This is a genomic window from Kitasatospora sp. NBC_00039, assembly GCF_045160625.1.
In the GTDB taxonomy this organism is placed as follows: Bacteria; Actinomycetota; Actinomycetes; order Streptomycetales; family Streptomycetaceae; genus Kitasatospora.
The window spans coordinates 1,081,385-1,101,151 of record NZ_CP108289.1; the positions used below are offsets into that span (position 1 = coordinate 1,081,385).

23 protein-coding genes and 2 pseudogenes are annotated in these 19,767 nt (G+C 74.4%); 16 read left to right on the plus strand and 9 right to left on the minus strand.

Annotated elements, in window-relative coordinates:
* The first annotated feature begins 66 nt into the window (after nt 1-66).
* Entirely contained in the window at nt 67-702 is a 636-nt protein-coding gene (locus tag OG286_RS05280) for a uridine kinase (RefSeq protein ID WP_396323356.1), read from the plus strand.
* On the opposite strand, the gene OG286_RS05285 is transcribed toward OG286_RS05280, so the two are convergent.
* Nucleotides 650-1,504, minus strand: a complete 855-nt coding sequence (locus OG286_RS05285) for a DNA-formamidopyrimidine glycosylase family protein (protein ID WP_396323354.1) — start codon at nt 1,502-1,504, stop codon at nt 650-652. The genes OG286_RS05280 and OG286_RS05285 overlap by 53 nt on opposite strands.
* Nucleotides 1,505-1,583: 79 nt before the next feature.
* Nucleotides 1,584-2,045 (minus strand): universal stress protein, encoded by a 462-nt coding sequence (locus tag OG286_RS05290; RefSeq protein WP_396323353.1) that lies wholly within the window; start codon nt 2,043-2,045, stop codon nt 1,584-1,586.
* Nucleotides 2,046-2,183: 138 nt separating this feature from the next.
* On the opposite strand from OG286_RS05290, the gene OG286_RS05295 reads away from it, so the two are divergent.
* On the plus strand, nt 2,184-2,591 hold the full coding sequence (locus OG286_RS05295) for a hypothetical protein (protein ID WP_405364791.1): 408 nt from the start codon (nt 2,184-2,186) through the stop codon (nt 2,589-2,591).
* An 87-nt stretch (nt 2,592-2,678) separates the two neighbouring features.
* Here the strand turns inward: OG286_RS05295 and OG286_RS05300 are convergent, their stop codons facing one another.
* The 3 genes from OG286_RS05300 to OG286_RS05310 form a co-directional block, all read right to left on the minus strand.
* A complete protein-coding gene (locus OG286_RS05300) occupies nt 2,679-3,689 on the minus strand; it encodes a zinc metalloprotease (RefSeq protein WP_396323351.1) in 1,011 nt (336 codons plus the stop codon).
* A gap of 306 nt (nt 3,690-3,995) precedes the next feature.
* On the minus strand, nt 3,996-4,667 hold the full coding sequence (locus OG286_RS05305; RefSeq protein ID WP_405364793.1) for an AAA family ATPase: 672 nt from the start codon (nt 4,665-4,667) through the stop codon (nt 3,996-3,998).
* Nucleotides 4,668-4,931: 264 nt separating this feature from the next.
* Entirely contained in the window at nt 4,932-5,858 is a 927-nt protein-coding gene (locus OG286_RS05310; RefSeq protein ID WP_396323348.1) for an LLM class F420-dependent oxidoreductase, read from the minus strand.
* A 164-nt stretch (nt 5,859-6,022) separates the two neighbouring features.
* On the opposite strand from OG286_RS05310, the gene OG286_RS05315 reads away from it, so the two are divergent.
* The gene (locus OG286_RS05315) at nt 6,023-6,376 is read left to right on the plus strand and encodes a DUF6401 family natural product biosynthesis protein (RefSeq protein ID WP_396323346.1); all 354 of its coding nucleotides are present in this window, start codon (nt 6,023-6,025) and stop codon (nt 6,374-6,376) included.
* A gap of 180 nt (nt 6,377-6,556) precedes the next feature.
* Entirely contained in the window at nt 6,557-7,366 is an 810-nt protein-coding gene (locus tag OG286_RS05320; RefSeq protein WP_396323344.1) for an alpha/beta hydrolase, read from the plus strand.
* Nucleotides 7,367-7,432: 66 nt separating this feature from the next.
* Here OG286_RS05320 and OG286_RS05325 read toward each other — a convergent pair whose 3' ends face one another.
* Nucleotides 7,433-7,648, minus strand: coding sequence for a hypothetical protein (locus OG286_RS05325; RefSeq protein ID WP_396323343.1), 216 nt, complete (start codon nt 7,646-7,648; stop codon nt 7,433-7,435).
* Between the two features lie 455 nt (nt 7,649-8,103).
* Between OG286_RS05325 and OG286_RS05330 the strand changes: the two genes are divergently transcribed.
* The 7 genes and pseudogenes from OG286_RS05330 to OG286_RS05360 all read left to right on the plus strand — a co-directional run bounded on the left by OG286_RS05330 (nt 8,104) and on the right by OG286_RS05360 (nt 13,215).
* Complete coding sequence (locus OG286_RS05330; RefSeq protein WP_396323342.1) at nt 8,104-8,589, plus strand: hypothetical protein; 486 nt, start codon at nt 8,104-8,106, stop codon at nt 8,587-8,589.
* Nucleotides 8,590-8,872: 283 nt separating this feature from the next.
* The gene (locus tag OG286_RS05335) at nt 8,873-9,484 is read left to right on the plus strand and encodes a class F sortase (protein WP_396323341.1); all 612 of its coding nucleotides are present in this window, start codon (nt 8,873-8,875) and stop codon (nt 9,482-9,484) included.
* A 151-nt stretch (nt 9,485-9,635) separates the two neighbouring features.
* The gene (locus tag OG286_RS05340) at nt 9,636-10,463 is read left to right on the plus strand and encodes a hypothetical protein (protein WP_396323340.1); all 828 of its coding nucleotides are present in this window, start codon (nt 9,636-9,638) and stop codon (nt 10,461-10,463) included.
* Nucleotides 10,460-11,296, plus strand: coding sequence for a response regulator (locus OG286_RS05345; protein ID WP_396323339.1), 837 nt, complete (start codon nt 10,460-10,462; stop codon nt 11,294-11,296). The genes OG286_RS05340 and OG286_RS05345 overlap by 4 nt, the downstream gene beginning before the upstream one ends.
* The gene (locus OG286_RS05350; RefSeq protein WP_396323338.1) at nt 11,293-12,561 is read left to right on the plus strand and encodes a sensor histidine kinase; all 1,269 of its coding nucleotides are present in this window, start codon (nt 11,293-11,295) and stop codon (nt 12,559-12,561) included. The genes OG286_RS05345 and OG286_RS05350 overlap by 4 nt, the downstream gene beginning before the upstream one ends.
* Nucleotides 12,562-12,656: 95 nt before the next feature.
* Nucleotides 12,657-12,967, plus strand: a pseudogene (locus OG286_RS05355) (transposase); the annotation flags it as partial.
* A 20-nt stretch (nt 12,968-12,987) separates the two neighbouring features.
* Complete coding sequence (locus tag OG286_RS05360; protein WP_396323337.1) at nt 12,988-13,215, plus strand: HEAT repeat domain-containing protein; 228 nt, start codon at nt 12,988-12,990, stop codon at nt 13,213-13,215.
* A gap of 132 nt (nt 13,216-13,347) precedes the next feature.
* Here OG286_RS05360 and OG286_RS05365 read toward each other — a convergent pair whose 3' ends face one another.
* Nucleotides 13,348-14,142, minus strand: coding sequence for a metal-dependent hydrolase (locus OG286_RS05365; RefSeq protein ID WP_396323336.1), 795 nt, complete (start codon nt 14,140-14,142; stop codon nt 13,348-13,350).
* A 236-nt stretch (nt 14,143-14,378) separates the two neighbouring features.
* Here OG286_RS05365 and OG286_RS05370 point away from each other — a divergent pair, with 236 nt between their 5' ends.
* The 4 genes from OG286_RS05370 (at nt 14,379) to OG286_RS05385 (ending at nt 17,753) form a co-directional block, all read left to right on the plus strand.
* A complete protein-coding gene (locus OG286_RS05370; RefSeq protein ID WP_396323335.1) occupies nt 14,379-15,143 on the plus strand; it encodes an amino acid ABC transporter ATP-binding protein in 765 nt (254 codons plus the stop codon).
* Nucleotides 15,144-15,175: 32 nt separating this feature from the next.
* Nucleotides 15,176-16,051 (plus strand): glutamate ABC transporter substrate-binding protein, encoded by an 876-nt coding sequence (locus tag OG286_RS05375; protein ID WP_405362915.1) that lies wholly within the window; start codon nt 15,176-15,178, stop codon nt 16,049-16,051.
* 107 nt (nt 16,052-16,158) lie between these two features.
* A complete protein-coding gene (locus tag OG286_RS05380; protein WP_396323333.1) occupies nt 16,159-16,824 on the plus strand; it encodes an amino acid ABC transporter permease in 666 nt (221 codons plus the stop codon).
* Nucleotides 16,821-17,753: an amino acid ABC transporter permease gene (locus tag OG286_RS05385; RefSeq protein ID WP_405362912.1), complete on the plus strand. Its 933-nt coding sequence runs from the start codon at nt 16,821-16,823 to the stop codon at nt 17,751-17,753. The genes OG286_RS05380 and OG286_RS05385 overlap by 4 nt, the downstream gene beginning before the upstream one ends.
* A gap of 74 nt (nt 17,754-17,827) precedes the next feature.
* Here OG286_RS05385 and OG286_RS05390 read toward each other — a convergent pair.
* Nucleotides 17,828-17,959: pseudogene (locus OG286_RS05390) on the minus strand (cysteine hydrolase); the annotation flags it as partial.
* Between the two features lies 1 nt (nt 17,960).
* Between OG286_RS05390 and OG286_RS05395 the strand changes: the two are divergent.
* Nucleotides 17,961-18,863 (plus strand): GlxA family transcriptional regulator, encoded by a 903-nt coding sequence (locus tag OG286_RS05395; RefSeq protein WP_405362910.1) that lies wholly within the window; start codon nt 17,961-17,963, stop codon nt 18,861-18,863.
* Nucleotides 18,864-18,903: 40 nt separating this feature from the next.
* On the opposite strand, the gene OG286_RS05400 is transcribed toward OG286_RS05395, so the two are convergent.
* Complete coding sequence (locus tag OG286_RS05400) at nt 18,904-19,713, minus strand: arylamine N-acetyltransferase (protein ID WP_396323330.1); 810 nt, start codon at nt 19,711-19,713, stop codon at nt 18,904-18,906.
* Nucleotides 19,714-19,767 lie beyond the last annotated feature (54 nt).

The window sequence follows — 19,767 nt, forward strand, 5'->3', positions numbered from 1 at the left end:
CGCTCCCGGCCCCGCCACCCCACCCCGGCGCCGCCCGGCCGCGCGGCGTCCGGGCAAGATGGGCGGGTGCAGGTACACCCGATCTCGCCCGACCGCCTCGCCGAGCTCCTCGCCGACCGCATCGCCGCGCTCCCCGGGGCCGGGGAGCGGTGGCTGCGGGTGGCGGTGGACGGCGCCACGGCCGCCGGGCCGGGCGCGCTGGCGGACGCCCTGGTGGAGCCGCTGCGGCTGCGCGGGCGCCCCGCGCTGCGGGTGTCGGCGGCAGGCTTCCTCCGGCCCGCCTCGGTGCGGCTGGAGTACGGCAGGCAGGACGCGGACGCCTTCCACGACCTCTGGCTGGACGACGGCGCCCTGCTGCGCGAGGTGCTGGAGCCGCTGGAGCCCGGCGGCAGCGGCCGCGTCCTGCCCTCGCTGCGCGACCCGGTGACGGACCGGTCGACCCGCGCCCCCTACACCGAACTGCCGCCCGGTGGCGTCCTGTTGCTGGACGGCGCACTGCTGCTCGGCCGCTGGCTGCCGCTGGAGCTGACCGTCCACCTGGCGCTCTCCCCGGCCGCACTGGCCCGCCGGACCCCGCCCGAGGAGCAGTGGACGCTGCCCGCCTTCGCCCGCTACGAGGCCGAGACCGTCCCGGCCGACCTCGCCGACCTCATCGTCCGGGTCGACGACCCCCGGCACCCGGCCCTGGTCGAGCACCGGTAGGCCGGGCCTTGGGCGCCGGGCCGCGCTGGCAGTACGGGCACCAGAACGCCACCCGTTCCTGCGGCGGCGTTCCCTGGGCGGCCGTCAGCACCTGCGTGCCGCAACGCGGGCAGGGGTGCCCGGCACGGCCGTAGACCCAGTGCCGGTGGCCGCGCCGGGTGTCGCCGGTGGTGATGTGGCCGGAGCGGAGCCTGTTGGCGTCGAGGAGCTGCCGGGCCCGCTCCACCAGCCGTTCGGGGCGGGGCAGTTCACCGACCGGGGTCCACGGGGTGACACCGGCGAGGAAGCAGAGTTCGTTGGCGTAGACGTTGCCGATGCCGGCCAGGTTGCGCTGGTCGAGGAGGGCTTCGGCGACGGACCGGCCGGGGTGGGCGAGGAGCCGGCGGACGGCCTCGGCCGGATCCCAGTCGGGGCCGAGCAGGTCGGGCCCGAGGTGGCCGACGGCGCGCTGTTCGTCGGCGGTGCGCAGCAGTTCGACGACAGGCAGCCGGTAGCCGACCGCGGTGCCCCTGTCGGTGCCGAGGACGGCGCGGATCTGCCAGTCGGGCCCGCCGGCCCAGCGTTCGCCGGGGCGGTAGACCTCCCAGCGGCCGTCCATCCGCAGGTGGGTGTGGAGGGTGAGGCCGCCTTCGAGGCGGGTGAGCAGGTGTTTGCCGCGCGGCGCGACCTCCAGCACCCGCCGTCCGGCAAGGGCGGCGGTGGCGTGGGCGGGCACCCGCAGATCGGCGGTGGTCAGCAGCTGGCCGGCGAGGGCGTCGTGCAGCCGGGCCGCCGCGCGGTAGACGGAGTCGCCTTCTGGCATGCCTCCATCCTGCCCCGTCCGGGCTCCGCGCGGCGGCCCGTTCGGCCGGCCGGGGGTCCGGCACATCGCCCCCGGGGGGTCAGCCGGCCGCCGGCCCCCGCTGGTCGCGGACCACGACGACCGGGCAGGGGGCGTGCTCGGTGAGGTGCCGGCTGACCGAGCCGAGCAGTGCGCCGGAGAACCCGCCGAGCCCGCGACTGCCGACGACGACCAGTGCGGCGCCGGCGGCCGCCTCCAGCAGGGCCTGGGCGGCGTTGCCGGGCAGCACGGACTCGGTGATCCGGATGCCGGGGTCGTCGCCGACGACCTTGGCGACCGTCTCGGAGAGCGTCCGCCCGGCCAGCTCCTCCGGGTTGAACCCCTCGACCGGGGGCACGCTCAGCCCGGCCCAGCCGTAGAACGCGGGGTACTCCCAGGCCGCGATGGCGTTGAGGCTGCCGCCTACCAGCCGGGCGTAGTCCACGGCCCAGCGCAGCGCCTGCTCCGAGGCGGGCGAGCCGTCCACGCCGACGACGATCCGGGGGGTGGCGCTGTTGGCCATGCCGCTGCTCCTTGCTCGACTGCTACCTCGGTTTCACCAGCCTCTGACTCCCCAAACATAGATCAACAGGGACATTCCACCACCGATTGCCGCACCGAAGGCGTCGAACACTTTCGAACCCTGTGCCATCCTGGCCGGATGGCGAGGAACAGGCCGAAGAAGCCGCATCTCACCGCCGGTTTCGCCGAAACCCTGACGGGGCCGGAGCGGCCGGCGAAGGAGGAGTGGCCCGGGTCCGTCCGGTCGCCGGTCGCCGACCACGGCTTCACCGATGCGGCCGACTGCCGATGGACGCTCGTCCGGGGCCCGCTGGACCCGCGCCGCGCCAAGCGGCTCGCCGTGAGCGCGGACCTGATGACCATGGGCAGCGCCTACGACCACGAGCAGGAGCGCCGCTTCCCGGCCCTCCTGCCCGAGGCCGACCGCCCGGCCGCCTGGCTGGAGATCGGGGGCCGCTGCAACGTCGACGCGCTGCCGTCCTACCTGGCCTACGAGTTCGCCGGCCAGGACGGCCGGACCCTGCTCTACGTCGAGACGTTCTGCTGAGCCCGCTCCCGGGCCCGGAACTGGTACTGGCGGGTGCGCGGGCCCCATCACCCACGCACCCGCCAGGGATTCGGCCGGCCGGAGCCGTCAGGCCCGGTAGGCGGCCCAGGAGTTGGACATCCTGGCGACCTGACCGGGGGTGAACTGCGTCATGCAGGAGTCGTAGGTGTAGTCCATGAAGTTGTGGATCGGGTCGAGGCCGGTCGCGGTGCAGGTGTCGCGGCCCGCGGGGCACTGGTACGCGGCGCTCTTCTCGGCCGGGGTGTCGGAGACGTAGTCGCCCTGGCCGCCGCAGCCGCCCTGGAAGGTGTGGTAGAGCCCGAGCCAGTGGCCGACCTCGTGGGTGGCGGTGTCGCCCTCGTTGTAGTTGGCGGCCGAGCCGCCGGGGAACGAGGAGTCGAGGATGACGACGCCGTCGTCGCTCGGGTTGGACCTGTAGGAGCTGGGGAACGTCGCCCAGCCGAGCAGCGACTGGCCGAGCTTGGCGGTGTAGAGGTTGAGCGCGTTGGCGCTGCCCTTGCGCAGCGAGCTCTTCATCGACTTCTCGGCCGAGGAGCCCGGGGTGATGCCGTTGTACCAGGTCGCGTTGTCGGTGTAGTCGGTGCCGACCAGCTGGAACTGGAACTGGCTGGGGGTGTTGCCCGCGCCCTGGCCGCTGTACGCGGCGTTGAGGACGGAGATCTGCTTGCCGATGTCCGTCGCGGAGAGCTTGCCCGTCGTCCCGGAGTGGACGACGTGCACGTACACCGGGATGGTGGTGGTGGCGGCCAGCGTGCCGGGGGCGAGCAGCGCGCTGCCCTGGGAGGACTGCGCCAGCTTGGCGACCCGGGCCTGCAGGTCCGCGTCCATGGCCTGGGCCTGGGCCTGGGTGACGGCGTTGGGCTCCTGGCCGACGGCGCTGCCGGCGGGCTTGCGGGCGGCCGCGTCCTGGCTCACCGCACCGTCCCCGCCGACGCACTGGGCGGCCGGGGCCTGGGCGGCGGCGGTGGAGAACGAGGCGGGGGCGGCGAACTGGGTGAGCCCGAGGGCGGCGACGAGGGCGGCGGCGCTGAGGAATCTGCGGGGGACACTCGAGGGGACGCGGGCAGAACGACGCATCTGCGCTCCTGAGGGGGAGTTGTGGGGGGCGGCCGCTTGGGGGAGCCGCCGAGCCAAGGCTACGCAGGGCCACGTGTACGCGTCAGATGTCTTCCGGCCTGAAAGTCCTGACGCCAAATCGGACATAACCCGGAAGCCTGATAGGTCGACACTGGCTACAGGTGGAACATTTCCCGTGTCGAGCGATCGCAGCAATGACCCCGAGTTGTCCGAAAGTTGACACACCGTCCGCCCCGGAGAGCCCCGGCAGGCCCCGGAAGGCCACCCGGACGGGTCGGCGGGCGGCCCCGCACCGCCTCGCCGAGACTACGACGCCACGAAGACGATCTCCCGCAGGGCACGCGCACCGGCCCGGTCGAGTACCACGGCCGACGCACATCCGGCCGGCGGCTCCCCCGTCCCCGCCAGCCGGCGGCGCAGCCGCCGGGCGGACTCCCGGTGCCGCGCGAAGGCGTACGCGGAGACCCGCTGGCCGCGGGCATGCTGGCCGTCCCGGGCCTCGCCGGCGGCGGCGTCCAGCAGGATCAGGTGCACCCGCCGCCCCTGGCGGGCCGCTGCCCGGACCAGCCAGCGCCGCACCCAGGGCAGCGCCCCGCAGTCGTGCACCGCCAGCGGGCCGCCGTCGAGCACCGCGCGGCGCAGCCGCCGGTAGTGCGCGGCCCGGACCAGCGGGCGGTAGACGAAGTACGGCAGCCAGCCGGGCAACCGGGCCGCGTACTCCTCCCGCACCTGCTGGGAGTCGACCAGGCCGGCCGTGATGCACCGGCGCATCAGGGTGCTCTTGCCGCTGCCGGGCAGGCCGGAGACGACCAGCAGGTCGTCCGCCCGGTAGTGCAGCGCGGCCGGCGCGGGGCCGGCCGGCACCTGTCCCGGGCGGTCGCGCCGCTGGTCGTGCAGTCCGCGCGGGCGCAGCACCGGCTCGGACAGCCCGCTCGGGCCGGCCGCCCGAACGGCGGCGGCGCTCCCCGCTCTCGGCACGGGCACCCGGGCCCCGGAAAGCCCCGTTCCCGAGGGACCCGCCCCCGGCACCGTCGTCTCCGCCACCGGCTCTCCCCCCTGACTCCCCCGGCTTCCGCTTCTCGAAGGAGCCTTCCCTGCTCCAAGAGGAAGTAAAGACTAGTGGTCAGCGGCTCCGGGCGAGCGCCTTCACCGTCCGTTCACAGCACCGCACCACCGCCGCCCCGACGGCGACGGGGGTGACGGCGGTGCGACGGGGGTGACGGTGCGCGGGGGCCCGGGCGCTCAGCCCAGCTGCGGAGCGACCCGGGAGGCGATCAGCTCCAGGTGGTCCAGGTCGTCCAGGTCGAGGATCTGCAGGTAGACGCGCTCGGTGCCGACGGCGGCGTAGCGGCCGAGCTTCGCCACCACCTCGTCCGGGGTGCCGGCCAGGCCGTTGGCCTTCAGCTCGTCCACCTCGCGGCCGATCGCGGCGGCCCGGCGGGCCACCTCGGCGTCGTCGCGGCCCACACAGGCGACCAGGGCGTTGGAGTACACCAGGTCGTCGGCCCGGCGGCCGGCCTGCTCGACGGCGGCGCGGACCCGGCCGAACTGGGCCGCGCTCTCCTCGACCGAGGTGAACGGCATGTTGAACTCGTCGGCGAAGCGGGCGGCCAGCGCCGGGGTGCGGGTCGGGCCCGTGCCGCCGACCAGGACGGGGATCTTCGCCTGGGCGGGCTTGGGCAGCGCCGGCGAGTCGGTCAGCCGGTAGTACTCCCCGGTGAAGTCGAAGGTGTCGCCGAGCTTGGTGTTCCAGAGGCCGGTGACGATCGCCAGTTGCTCCTCCAGCCGCCCGAACTTCTCCTTCGGGAAGGGGATGCCGTACGCGGCGTGCTCCTCCTCGTACCAGCCGGCGCCGAGGCCGAACTCGACCCGGCCGCCGCTCATCGCGTCGACCTGGGCGACCTGGATGGCGAGCACGCCGGGCAGCCGGAAGGTCGCGGCGGTCATCAGGGTGCCGAGCCGGATGGTGCTGGTGTCACGGGCCAGGCCGGCCAGGGTGATCCAGGCGTCGGTGGGGCCGGGCAGGCCGCTGGCGCCACCCATCTTCAGGTAGTGGTCGGAGCGGAAGAACGCGCTGAAGGTGCCGAGCTCCTCCGCGGTCCGGGCAACGCGCAGCAGCGTGTCGTAGCTCGCGCCCTGCTGGGGTTCGGTGAAGATTCGAAGATCCATACGGGCCATTCTGGTGCAGATCGCCCCGCGCTCCCGGCGATTCGCCGAATCCGCCGGGCGCCGGCGCCCGGTCTCGGCAGGGCGACGGGCCCCGGCTCCTCCGGGTGGCAAAGGTCTCAGCCGGAGCGGCCCGGACGGCCGCCCGGCTCGCCTACCGTGGACGGATGTTCGCCACGCCCGACGAGTCCCACCGGGGCTCACCCGACCAGCCGCCCGGCTGTCCCCTGCCCGGGATCGTCGCCGCCTTCACGCCGCGGCTCGCCGAGTTCGCCGTCGAGCCGGGTTTCGGCGCCGTGGTCGACCAGCACGCCGCCCAGATCCGCGAGCTGCTGTACGCGCAGGGGCCGGAGCTGGTGCCCCGGCCGCTGGACCGTGCGGAACTGTCGGACTACGCGCTCGGCCTGCTGGACGCGCTCGGCGAGACCGGCCGGCTGGAGCCGGTGGGCTACGACTACGCGGTGCACCGGCTGACCGCGATCTGCTGGCTGGTCCGCGAACAGGGCCTGCTCGGCTCCTGACCGCTCACGGCGGCGGCCGTCGCACCGTTCCGTCGGGCCCGGGCCGACGGAACGGCCGGGTGGGCGAGCGGGCCGGTCGGCGGCGCCCACCCGGCGCTGTGCCGCCACCGCTGCCGCCGGCCCGCCGTCGGCGCGTACAGTGGCGGTCCACGGAACGGACAGCGGGGCGGGGCGGTACGGGTGAGCGGGAACGACGCATCGGGCACGGCCGGAAGGGGCCGCGCGAGCAGCACCGGCGGACACCGCGCGCTGGTCTGGCGCGAACTGCCGGAGCAGCCGGCGGCCGCGGTGCTGGTGCTGCACGGCGGCGAGGAGCACAGCCTCTCCCGGCCCGGCCCGCTCAACCTGCCCGGCCTGCGGATGTACGGCTTCCTCCGCGCGCTGCGCCTCGAAACGGCGGGCGCGGGGGTGGCGATCGGCACCGTCCGCTACCGCCACCGGGGCTGGAACGGCGAGCGCGCCGACGCCGCCCGGGACACCGACGCCGCGCTCGGCGACCTCGCCGAGGAGCTGGGCCACGTACCGACCGTCCTGGTCGGCCACTCGATGGGCGGCCGGGCGGCCCTGCGCGCGGCCGGACACCCGAACGTCACCGGCGTCGTCGCCCTCGCCCCCTGGTGCCCGCCCGAGGACCCCTGCGAGCAGCTCGCCGGCCGGGACGTCCTGATGCTGCACGGCGACCGGGACAAGGTCACCTCCCCCGCCGAGACCCTCCACTTCGCCGCCCGCGGCCGCGAGGCCGGCGCCCGGGTCTGCGGCTACACCGTGGCCGGCAGCGGCCACGCCCTGCTGCAGCGGATCGGCGACTGGCACCGTGCCACCGCCCGCCTCGGGGCCGGCCTCCTCGGCCTGCGGGACCTCCCTGCCGAGGTCACTGCCGCCCTCGCCCTGCCCGCCGGCTCCCCCGACGCCCTCACCCTCCCCCTCCCGGCCCACCCCCGGAGCGCACCTCCCCGCCGCTCCGCACCGGCCCTGCCGACGGACGCCTGAGCCGAAGGCGGGCCGGACCCGCCGCAAGAGGGGTGGGCCTGCCCAGCGCCATGCGGGGCCCGACTGCTACGCGTGATCGCCGCGACGCGCCAGCAGCCCACGAACGTGCGCGTCCACCTGATCGCGGTCGTAGCCCCGCCGCACGATCTTGAACACCGGCGGGTCCGTCGGCGCGTCCCCGGCCGCCAGGGCCGCGAGACAGCCGTCGACCTGCACACGGTCGTAGCCCCGCCGCACCACGTCGAAGCCATGAAAATCGGACGGTTCGGATGTCGTCACCACTGCCGGCCACTCCCCCAGTACGTACGGCCTGTCCACCAGGCACCCCACCGTAGCGAACTCCCCACCGGGGCCCGAACGCCTCCGCACCCCGGGCGGAGCCCGGTTTCACACGCCCTGGGACCGGCGGAACTCCGCCTCGAGTTCGGCGGTGAAGACGCCGATCGGGTTGGCCGGCTGGTGACCTCCCTCCGCCCGGTCACCGTTGACGTCGGTGGAGAGCAGGTGTCTCCGCGCCCTCCACCAGGGGCCGCAGAACCGACCCCGGGGCGGGGCCGGGCCCCGGAAGCCGACCCCGTGTATCCGGCCCCTCCGGTCGTGCCCGCGACACCGTTACAGAGCCGATGGGCGGCCGTGACACGACCGGCCGGGGACCGCGACACGGCGCTCCTAGCGTCACTGACGACACCCCGGCCGAACCCGGCCGGGCGCGAGTCACGATGAAGGAGACACCCCGTATGACCAGGAGCCGTACCGACCGCTCGACCGCCCGCCGGGGCCTGGCGGTCTGCGCCCTCACCGGCGCCGCCCTGCTGACCGCCGTCACCGGCGGAACGGCCTGGGCCGACGGGGGCAGCGGGAAGGCCACCCCCTCCCAGGCCCCCGCGTCCGCCACCCCGAGCGCCCCCAGCGCCCCGGCCGTCGAGGGCGCCAAGACTCCCAGCGCCACCCCGCAGCCTGCGGCCCCCGCCGCTTCCGCCCCCGCCGTCGCCGGAGCCGGAGCCGGCACCACCCCCACCGCGACGCCCGTGAAGCCGCAGACCCCCGGCGGTACCGCCCCGCAGGTCCGCGAGGTGCCCAAGGGCGCGGCCCAGGCCGGGGACGGCTCCGGCTCCGCCGGTGACTCCGGCCTCATGCTCGTCGGCGGTGGCACCGTGGCCGCCCTCGGGGCCGGGGCGCTGGGCTACGCCGTCCTGCGCCGCCGCTCCGGTGCGCGCGGCTGACACCGGTTCCGGGCCCTCCGGGCACCCCGCCGCCCCGCCCCCGTACGGTCACGTACCGGGGTGGGGCGGCGGGCCCCTGCCGGACGACGGAAGACCCGGAACCGGCGAAGCGGCGGACCGCACGGAGCCGGCGGACGGGGCGGACCGTGGCGCCCACCGGGCCGGGCGCTCGGCCGACCGCCGCGGCAGGCGTACCGGAGCCCATCGCGGCCGCCGGGACACCAAACCCGGCGCGGACGGGCTGCGCCGGACCGCCTTCGGCGCGGCCGGCCTGCTCTGCCTGGTGCTCGGCGCCACCGTGGCACTGTCGGGCCAGCGCACCCCGGTGGTGCGCGTGGAACCCTCCGTGCACAACGCCGCCGACCCGCCCGCGGCGTCCGCGCCGACCACCGGTACGGCAGCTCCCACCACGCCCGCCACCGCCCCACGCCCCTTCGCCGCCTCGGCGCCGACCAGGCTCCTCGTCCCGGCCGCCGGCGTGGACGCCCCGGTCACCGGACTCGGCCTGAACGCCGACGGCACCGTCGAGGTCCCGGCCGCCGACCGGGCCGGTGAGGTCGGCTGGTACCGCAACGGACCGACCCCCGGCGAGACCGGCCCGGCCGTCCTGATCGGGCACTACGACACCGCGCACGGCCCGGCCGTCTTCCACTCGCTGCCGAAGCTCCGGCCGGGCGACGCCATCCAGGTCCAGCGGGCCGACGGCAGCACGGTCGAGTTCCGCGTCCGCACGCTGCTCCAGGCCCCGAAGGACCGGTTCCCGACCGAGACGGTCTACGGCGACACCCCGGCGCCCGAGCTCCACCTGATCACCTGCGGCGGCCGGATTGGCGCGGACGGCCACTGGACCGACAACATCATCATCCTGGCGGACCTGGCCACCAAGGCGGGGTGAGCCGGCCCCGCGACGGACGGGCGGGGCCCGTGGCGGTTGCCGCGGGCCCCGCCCGTCCGTCGCGGGGCGGAACCGGGGGCTCCCCTCCGGACGACCTATCACCGTGGACGAACCGGCGGATCGCCGCAGACCAGCTAAGGAGGGGCGGGCCGTGACGACAGCCTTCCCGGCCCGGCGGCGAGCCGGTGTGCCGGCCCTGGCGGGTGCCGCGCTGGCCGTGGTGCTCGCCGGGTGCGCGACGCCCGGCGAGCTGAGGGACAACGGTGCGACGGCGCGGGTGACTCCACCGCCGGTGGCCCAGCCGCTCTGGGCGGGCCTGGCGACCGCGCCGCCGCCGGCGCCCCCGACCGCCGCCACCGATCCGCCGCCGCAGCCCGTCCCGGACGTGACCGTGCCGGGCCAGGACATCACCGCGCTCGACACCCGGACCGTGCTCGCCAAGGACCCACAGGTGACGGCGGACGAGCGACGCACCCTCGACGGCTGCCCGGGCTGTGAGCTCCGCAGCCCCGAGTACCGCGACCTCACCGGTGACGGGCGGCCCGAACTGGTCGCCGCCGTCGGCACCGTCGGGCCGGTGGTGCTGCACGTCTACACCCTGGCCGGGGACCGCGTGGTGCCCGTGCTGCGGGTCCAGGTGCTGAAGGGTTTCAGTGCCGAGACGGTCGGCGCCGACCTGTGGCTGCACGAGCCGACCACCGTTTCCGTCCGGACCAGCAGCCGCTACCACTGGGACGGCGTCCGGCTCGGCCTGGTGGAGCGGAAGGACGAGGGGATCGGCCCCGTCCCCGCCCCCGGCCAGGGGGGTGCCGCCGAGACCGGGGCGCCGCCCACCGCCACACCCACCGCCGTGCCCAGTGCGGCCCGCCCCAGCCGCGCCCCGGCCCAGCCCGGCGCCCCCACCGTCGGGAACGGAACCGGCGGGGCCGTCCCGGCGCCCGCCCGTCCGACCCCAGCTCCCCCGGAAGCGAAGCCATGAACCCCGCAGCTCCGCCCGCCCAGCCGCACATCCTGATCGTCGAGGACGACGAGGTGATCCGGGAGGCCACCCGGATGGCCCTGGAACGGTACGGCTTTCCGGTCTCCACGGCCGCCGACGGCCTGGAGGGTCTCGAGGCGTTCCACGCCGTCCGCCCGGACCTGCTGCTGCTCGACGTGATGCTGCCGCTCCTGGACGGGGTCGGCCTCTGCCGGCGGATCCGTGAGGAGAGCCAGCTGCCGATCCTGATGATGTCGGCCCGCACCGACCCGGTGGACGTGGTCTCGGGGTTGGAGGCCGGCGCGGACGACTACGTCGTGAAGCCGTTCGAGAGCGCGGTGCTCGTCGCCCGGATCCGGACGGTGCTGCGCCGGGTCCGCGTCGTGCCGACGGCCGACGCCCCGCCACCGGCCGCCGCGCTGTCACCGGTCCCCTTCCCGGGCGGTGTTCCCTCCGGCCCGGCCGTCGCTCCCTCCACGCCTGCCGGGCCGTCGGCCGCTGCGGTCCCCACGGCCGGCACCGTGCCCGCGCCACCGGCCCGGACGGTGCGCAGCCTCGACGGGATGGAGGTGGACACCGACAGCATGGAGGTACGGGTGCACGGCCGGCTCGTCCCGCTCACCCCGACCGAGCTGCGGCTGCTGCTGGAGTTCACCGCCGCGCCCGGCATCGTGCTGGAACGTTCCGGCCTGCTGGAGCGGGTGTGGGACTACGAATGGGGAGCCGACACCCGGGTGGTGGACGTCCATGTGCAGCGGCTGCGCGCGAAGATCGGCGCCGGCCGGATCGAGACGGTGCGCGGATTCGGCTACAAGCTGCGGCGCCCGGTATGACGCTGCGCCGTCAGATCGCCACCGCCGTCGCCGCCATCTCCGTCCTGGTCGCGGTCACCGTCGGCCTGCTGGTGCACCAGGCGATGGTCCGCCAGCACATGGACCAGGCCCGCGGATCCGCGCTCGCCGCGCTGGACTCGTCGCTGGCGGTGTACCAGCGCAGCGGCGAGGTCGCCGGCCGGGGCGCTGCCCTGGACGACCCGGCGCTGCCGCAGCCGCTGCGCACGCTGGTGGCGGACGGCCGGCAGGGTTCGGTCCTGGCCGTCGGGTCGCAGGGCGAGGCCATGTGGGCGGCCACGCCCGTCCGGAACGGGGCGCTCTCCGTCCGCGTGGACTTCGCGCAGGACCGGCAGGCCATCGCCGACCTCGACCGGATCATCCTGATCGCCGTCACCGCGTCGGTCTTCACGACGGTGCTGGCCGGGGTACTGGTCGCGGACCGGATCAGCCGCCGGCTGCGGACGGCCGCGGCGGCCGCGCGGGGGATCGCCGCCGGGAGGACGGACACCAGGATCGGCGAGCTGGTCGAAGGGCGGGACGAGGTCGCCGATCTCGCGGCGGCGGTCGATTCGATGTCCCGGGCGCTGCACCGCCGGCTGGAGGACGAGCAGCAGTTCACCGCGGACGTGGCGCACGAGCTCCGCACCCCGCTCACCGGGCTGGTGACGGCCGCAGAGCTGCTGCCGCCGGGCCGGCCGACCGAGCTGGTCCGCGACCGGGTGCAGGTGCTGCGCTCGCTGGTGGAGGACCTGTTGGAGGTGTCCCGGCTGGATGCGGACGCCGAGACGCCGTACCTGTCGGCGGTGCCGCTGGAGCGCGCGGTGCGCCGCACGGTCGCGCTCACCGGGCTGACCGTGACGGTGACGGGCGAGGCCGACGGGGTGGTCCGCACCGACCTGCGCCGGCTGGACCGCATCCTGGGCAATCTGCTGGTCAACGCCGACCGGCACGGCGGCGGCCCGGTGCTGCTGGGCGTGGACGGGTTGCGGATCACGGTGCGGGACCACGGGGCGGGCTTCCCCGACGACCTGCTGCGGCACGGGCCCCAGCGGTTCCGGACCGGTGTGCGCGAGCGCGGACGCGGCCACGGGCTGGGGCTGACGATCGCGCAGGGCCACGCCCGGGTGATCGGCGCGGCGCTGACGTTCGCCAACCACCCCGACGGCGGCGCGGTGGCGACCCTCGTCCTGCCGCCCGGGGCGGAGGACCCCGGGCCGGAGGCGGTGGACGGCGGGGGCCCGCAGGAGCGACGGCTGCAGCCGTGACCTCGCTCCGGGAGCCCCCGGAGCGAGGCCGGCGGTTGCCGGACGAATGAGCACAAGCCTTGAACTTGTCTTTTGACCTTGCGGCTGTTCCGCGGCGGCTGCGGACTGCGTTGGCCGACTTGCCGCTGCCCAGGGCTGCTGACGGCCGGCTGATCCTGGCAGTGGACGTTTCGCCCTGGCTGCGGCCCGGCGCTGCCACATGAGATGCCCGCTCTTTTGCCACACCTACGGCCGTGGTGAGAGCAAGCACATGATGATCCCGGGCTGGCCGTACTCGTGGGTCGTCGCCCTGGAAGCGGGTCGGACCTCGTGGGTCGCACCGCTGGATGCCGTCCGGCTGCGGCCCGGCGACGACCTCGCGGCGGTCACCGCCGGACAGCTGCGAGACCTGGTCGAGCGCCTGATCACGGGGACGAGGCCTGGCAGGTGCGCAAGGCGTCCGCCGCGGCGCCGGCCGCCGCCGGGTCGCCCGCCCCCCTGCTCGGCCTGCTCGGCGACCCGGACGCGGACGTCCGCAAGGCCGCCGTCCGCGCGCTGGCCGCATCCGCCGCCGAACCCGCCGTCACCCCGGCCCTGCGCGCCCGCCTCGCCGACCCCGACGCCGACGTCCGCGCCTACGCCCGGCTCGCGCTCCGGGCACTGCGCGCACGGTGAGGCCGGCCCGGTGGCCGACGGCCAGGCGGCCGGCCGTCCCCTCCCCCCGGCGGCCCGGGCCGCGTTGACGGTCATCCCCTGGAGCGCCTGGAGCGCCGTCAATCACCCGAACGGCCGGCCGAGGGGCGCGCGTCAGCCGATGAGGCCGAGCGCGCCCAGCGCCCCCACCCCGCCGAGGGCCATGAAGACGGGCATCAGGATCTTGATCTCGACCCGGCTGCCGGCCCGGAACCGCATGCCCTTCGGCGGCCCGACCGGGTACCAGCGCCGACGGCCGACCGGGATCGGCCACAGGATCGGGCAGCCGGAGACCGTCAGCGCGTCGCCGACGCAGTGCACGAGCGCGCCGAGCACGATCGGCAGGCCCACCCAGAGGTACTCCTGGCCGGGCTCGGTGAACAGCCACCCGGCGCCGTTGCCGGGCCGGTCGAGCACCTCGACCAGCATCCAGGCGCTGCACGCGCCCAGCAGCCAGACCAGCACGTCACTGGAGACCCGGGCGTGCCGCCAGAGCAGCCCCTCGATCGCCAGCACCATGTGGACGAACAGGACCGCCAGCACGCCCCAGCGGCCGCCGTACACACAGACCGCCGCCGCGCCGGCGCCGCAGAGCACGGCCCAGAGCCAGGTGTGGGTGAGCGTCCGGTGCCCGCCAGAGCGGCGCGGGTCGCGCTTGCCCCGGGTCGACTTGTAGACCGAGTAGGAGAGCTTGTCGATCACCTCGCAGAGCGTCCGGGAGACCGGCCCGAAGGCCCGCGATATCGTCGCCGCCTTGTGGTCCAGGTCGGGCGCCAGCGCCGCACCGGCGCAGATCAGGGCCCCCGCGAGCAGTACCGGCCACGGCATCGGGTGGTCCCAGGCCGCCGCCGCGGCGCCCACCCCCAGCCAGGCCGCCGCCCCGGAAAGCGCGTGTGCCGGTCCCATCATGGCGAGAACCATCCCTCGATCAGCTGCCGGGCACCCCGTGCGCCCGGCGGTCCCGCAGCATATCGACAGATGATCTTGCAGCCCGACCATCGTGACGACGGCCGCCCCTGCCGCTCCCCTGCCGCTCCCCTGCCCGCCGCCGGCCGGGCCCGGTTCGCCGGCGCGCCGGGCCCCTGCCCCCGGCGTGCGGCCGTCCTCGCGAGGGCGGACCATGAGGCCGACGAGCGGAGGGACAGGTGACCCAGGAGATCCCCACCGCGGCCACGGGCGACCTGGTCGTGCTGAGCAAGGTCAACAAGCACTTCGGCACGCTCCACGTCCTCCAGGACATCGACCTGACCATCGCGCGCGGCGAGGTCGTCGTCGTCATCGGGCCGTCCGGTGGCGGGAAGTCCACCCTGTGCCGCGCCATCAACCGCCTGGAGACCATCGACTCCGGCGAGATCGCCATCGACGGCAGGCCGCTGCCCGACGAGGGCCGCGAACTGGCCGCGCTCCGGGCCGACGTGGGCATGGTCTTCCAGTCCTTCAACCTCTTCGCGCACAAGACCGTGCTGCAGAACGTGACGCTCGGCCAGATCAAGGTCCGCAGGAAGGACCGGAAGGCCGCCGAGGAGCGGGCCCGCCGGCTGCTCGACCGGGTGGGTGTGGCGTCCCAGACGGAGAAGTACCCGGCCCAGCTCTCCGGCGGCCAACAGCAGCGCGTCGCGATCGCCAGAGCGCTGGCCATGGACCCGAAGATCATGCTCTTCGACGAGCCGACCTCCGCGCTGGACCCCGAGATGATCAACGAGGTGCTGGAGGTGATGCGGCAGCTCGCCCGGGACGGAATGACCATGGTCGTCGTCACCCACGAGATGGGATTCGCCCGTTCGGCCGCCAACCGCGTGGTGTTCATGGCGGATGGCCGGATCGTGGAGGAGACGACGCCCGATCAGTTCTTCAGCCACCCGAGCAGCGAGCGGGCCAGGGACTTCCTCGCGAAGATCCTGCACCACTGACGGGACCCCCTCGAGCACCAGGGAAGATCACCATGAAGCTTCGCAAGGTCACGGTCGCGGCCACCGCCGCGCTCGCGCTGGCCCTGACCGCCGCCGGCTGCAGTTCCGGCGGCGGCACGAGCAGCGGCAGCACCGCCGGCGGCAGCCCGGGCGGCGGTTCGGGCGCGGGTACGGGCGGCGGCAAGATCACCGTCGGCATCAAGTTCGACCAGCCCGGCATCGGGCTGAAGACCCCGGACGGCACGTACACGGGGTTCGACGTCGACGTGGCCACATACGTCGCCAAGGAGCTCGGTCACCAGCCCGGCGACATCCAGTGGAAGGAGGCCAAGAGCGCCGACCGCGAGACCCTCCTCCAGCGCGGCGACGTCGACTTCGTCGCCGCCTCGTACTCGATCACCCCCGCACGCTCGGAGAAGGTCGACTTCGCCGGCCCCTACCTCCTGGCCCACCAGGACGTGCTGATCCGGGCGGACGACGACTCCATCACCAAGCCCGAGGACCTCAACAACAAGAAGCTCTGCTCGGTCACCGGCTCCACCTCGGCGCAGAACGTCAAGACGAGGATCGCGCCCAACGCCCAGCTCCAGGAGTACGGCGGCTACTCGGAGTGCCTGACCGGCCTGGAGAACAAGGCCGTCGATGCCCTGACCACCGATGACTCGATCCTCGCCGGCTATGCCGCGCAGCCCGAGTTCAAGGGCAAGTTCAAGCTGGGCGGCTTCAAGATGAGCAACGAGAACTACGGCATCGGCGTCCAGAAGGGCAGCGAGCTCAAGGCGGAGATCAACACCGCCCTGGAGAAGATGGTCGCCGACGGCTCCTGGGAGGCGGCCGTCCAGAAGAACTTCGGCCCGGCCGGCTACCAGAACGAGCCCGCACCGAAGATCGGCGTCATCGTCAGCTGAAGCGGGTGACCAACGGCGCGCCGCCCCGCAGCGGCGCGCCCCGCCGTTCACCCGCGCGAGAGCGCCACCCCGCTGCAGGCTCCACCCACGCGGAAGGCCGGGAGACCGTGTTCGACTTTCTTGACCGTTACGACCTGCTGGGGGCCTTCTGGGTGACGGTGCAGCTCACGTTCTGGTCCGCCATCGGATCCCTGGTCTGGGGAACCGTCCTGGCCGCCATGCGCGTCAGCCCGGTACCGCTGATGCGGGGCTTCGGCACCGCCTACGTCAACGTGGTCCGGAACATCCCGCTCACCGTGATCATCGTCTTCACCTCGCTGGGCCTGTTCCAGACGCTCGGCGTCACGCTCGGCGGCGGCACCTTCAAGACGATCGACTTCCGGCTCGCCGTGCTCGGCATGATCGCCTACACCTCGGCGTTCGTCTGCGAGGCACTGCGATCGGGCATCAACACCGTGCCTGTCGGCCAGACCGAGGCGGCGCGGGCCATCGGCCTGAGGTTCGGCCAGGTGCTGACGCTCATCGTCCTGCCGCAGGCCTTCCGTTCGGTGGTGGGCCCGCTGGCGAACGTGCTGATCGCGCTGACCAAGAACACCACGGTGGCCTCCGCGATCGGGGTCGCCGAGGCCGCCGCACTGATGCGGGAGATGATCGAGAACGAGGCCCAGCTCATCCTCATCTCCGCCGTCTTCGCGTTCGGCTTCATCTGTCTCACCCTGCCGACCGGGCTCTTCCTCGGCTGGGTGGGAAAGAAGGTCTCGGTGCGGCGGTGACCGGGCCGACCACGCTCTACGACGTCCCGGGGCCGCGCGCCAAGCGGCACAACGTGCTGTACACGGTGCTGTTCCTGGTCGCCCTCGCGCTCCTGGTCTGGTGGGTGGTCCAGAGCCTCGCCGACAAGAACCAGCTCGAATGGGCCAAGTGGCGGCCCTTCTTCACGGACTCCCGCGCCTGGGCGACGTTCCTCCTGCCGGGGCTGCGGAACACGCTCAAGGCGGCCGCGCTCGCCATGGTCCTCGCGCTGCCGCTCGGAGCGCTGTTCGGCATCGCCAGGCTCTCGGAGCACCGGTGGGTACGGGGCGCGGCCGGCACGGTCGTGGAGTTCTTCCGTGCCATCCCCGTGCTGATCCTGATGCTCTTCGCGAACGCGGCGTACTCCGAGTTCACCGACGTCAGCCCCGACAGCCGGCCGCTGTACGCCGTGGTCACCGGTCTCGTCCTCTACAACGCCTCCGTGCTCGCCGAGATCGTCCGGGCCGGCATCCTCTCCCTCCCCCGGGGCCAGACCGACGCGGCCAAGGCCATCGGCATGCGCAAGAACCAGGTCATGCGCCACGTGCTGCTGCCGCAGGCGGTCACCGCGATGCTGCCGGCGATCGTCAGCCAGCTGGTGGTGATCGTGAAGGACACCGCACTGGGCGGCGCGCTGCTCGGCTTCTCCGAGCTGCTGGCGTCGGTCCGCCCGATGAGCGCGAACTACGGTGCCAACACCATCGCCAGCTTCACCGTCGTCGCGGTGATCTTCGTGTTGCTGAACTTCGCGCTCACCTCCTTCGCCGGTTGGCTGGAGGGCCGGCTGCGGCGCGGCAAGAGGTCCACAGGCGCGGTGGTCGGCGCCGACGCGGTCGAGGAGCTGGCGACGCCGGGCGAGCACGTGACCCGTGACGACCTCGGCGGCGGCCCGGCGCCCCCCGGCACGTGACGGCCGGCCCCGGGTGACCGGCCGGCCGTGCCGCACGGCCGGTTCGCACGGCCGCCGGCACTCGGCCCAGGGGCTCAGCCCAGGGACTCCCCGGACTCCACGACGACCCCGTACAGGTCGGCGACGGTCGCGAGCGCGCCGTGGTGGATCTGCTCGGCGGTCGGCTCGACGCCCACCGACCGCAGCGGCCGCGTCGCGCAGGCGTCGGTGCGGCGCGAGACCGACGACGCGACGGGCTACCAGGTCGTCCTCGCCGCCGAGACGCTGGACCCGGTCACCACCTCCGCCGGCGTCCGCATCCTCCCCGACCTCACCTTCGAGGAGGCGTCCGCGCGGGCCATCGACACCCTCCTGGTGCCCGGCGCGGTCGAGGTCGACGACCGGCGCCGCGTCCCCGCCCTCACCGACCCCGCCGTGGTCGGCTGGGTGAGGACGCTCGCCGCGACGACGCGACGGGTCACCTCCGTCTGCGTCGGGGCGCACCTGCTCGCCGCCGCCGGGCTGCTCGACGGCAAGCGCGCCACCGCCCACTGGTCGACCGCGCAGCAACTCGCCGCCGAACACCCGGCTGTCGAGGTCGACGCCGACCCGATCTTCATCCGCGAGGGCGACATCTGGACCGGGGCGGGGATCAGCGCCTGCCTCGACCTGTCCCTCGCCCTCGTCGCCGACGACTTCGGCGAGGCCACGGAGCTGCGCGTCGCCCGGCAGCTGGTGATGTACCTGAAGCGCCCGGGCGGGCAGAGCCAGTTCAGCGTTCCCCTCGAACCCGTCTCCACGACCCGGCGCATCGAGGACCTCCGCCACCACATCACCCGCACCCTGGGCGAGCAGCACACCGTCGCCGGCCTCGCCGAGTTCGCCCACGTCAGCGAGCGGCAGCTCACCCGGATCTTCAAGGCCGAGCTCGGCATGACCCCGAGCGTCTACATCGAGTCGGCCCGGGTCGAAATGGCGCGCAACCACCTCGAATCCACCGACATGACCCTCGAACGCATCGCCTCCGCCTGCGGCTTCGGTACGACGGACACCCTCGTCCGGGCGTTCCGCCGCAGGCTCGACACGACACCGACTCAGTACCGCCTCCGGTTCCGCTCCGGCACCGGCTGAGCACCACGGGCGCCAAGGCGGAGAGAAGGGCGGACCCCGGTCAGAGGGCCGCCCCGAGGCCGGGCGGCGGGGTGATCCCGAACTCGGATTCCAGCACCTCGCCGATATCCTCCGGGCCTTCGAGCTCCCGGGTCGTGGTCGTTCCGGTGGCCTCGGTACGGGTGAAGGTCGTGCCTTCGAGCCGCAGGTGGCCGTCGGCGCTCGTGCGCTGGATGTAGAGCCGCCGGAAGGGCGAGCGCGGGTGGGTCGCCACGTGCCAGTTGGCCATCGTGATGTCGGGGGCGGGGACCGGGTCCAGGGTGAAGGCGACCTGGTCCCCCCAGGTGTCGCCCGTCCTCGCCTGGAGCGCCCAGACCGGCGCGGGGCCGTCCGGCTCCTCCACCACGAGGCGGTGGACGCGCCCGGCGGCCTCGCGGACCTGCCCGGGGATCATCGGCAGGGGCTCCAGCAGCGCGCCGATCGACCCGTAGCCGACGTCGGCGAGGTAACGGCCGGGATCACCGGGCACCCGGACGGCCAGCACCATGTGGGTCCGCGGCCGGATCTCCCCGGCGCGCGCGCCCACGCGGACGCGGCCGGTGAGCCGGGTGACCTCGAACCCCAGCTGGTCCAGTACGGCGGCGAACAGGGTGTTGTGCTCGAAGCAGTAACCGCCGCGGGCCTCCTCGACGAGCTTGGTGTGCAGGTCGGCGACGTCCAGCGACGGGACCGAGCCGATGACCACATCGAGGTTCTCGAAGGGGATGCCGAGGACGTGGGCGTGGTGCAGGGAACGGAGGGTGGCCAGGGTGGGCGTGGGCTCCCCGTCCCACCCGATGCGTGCGAAGTACTTTTCCACATCAACAGTCATACCGTCACCCTACGTACCAGAAGGGGGTGTTGCCCTCCGCCCATGGACCCGGCC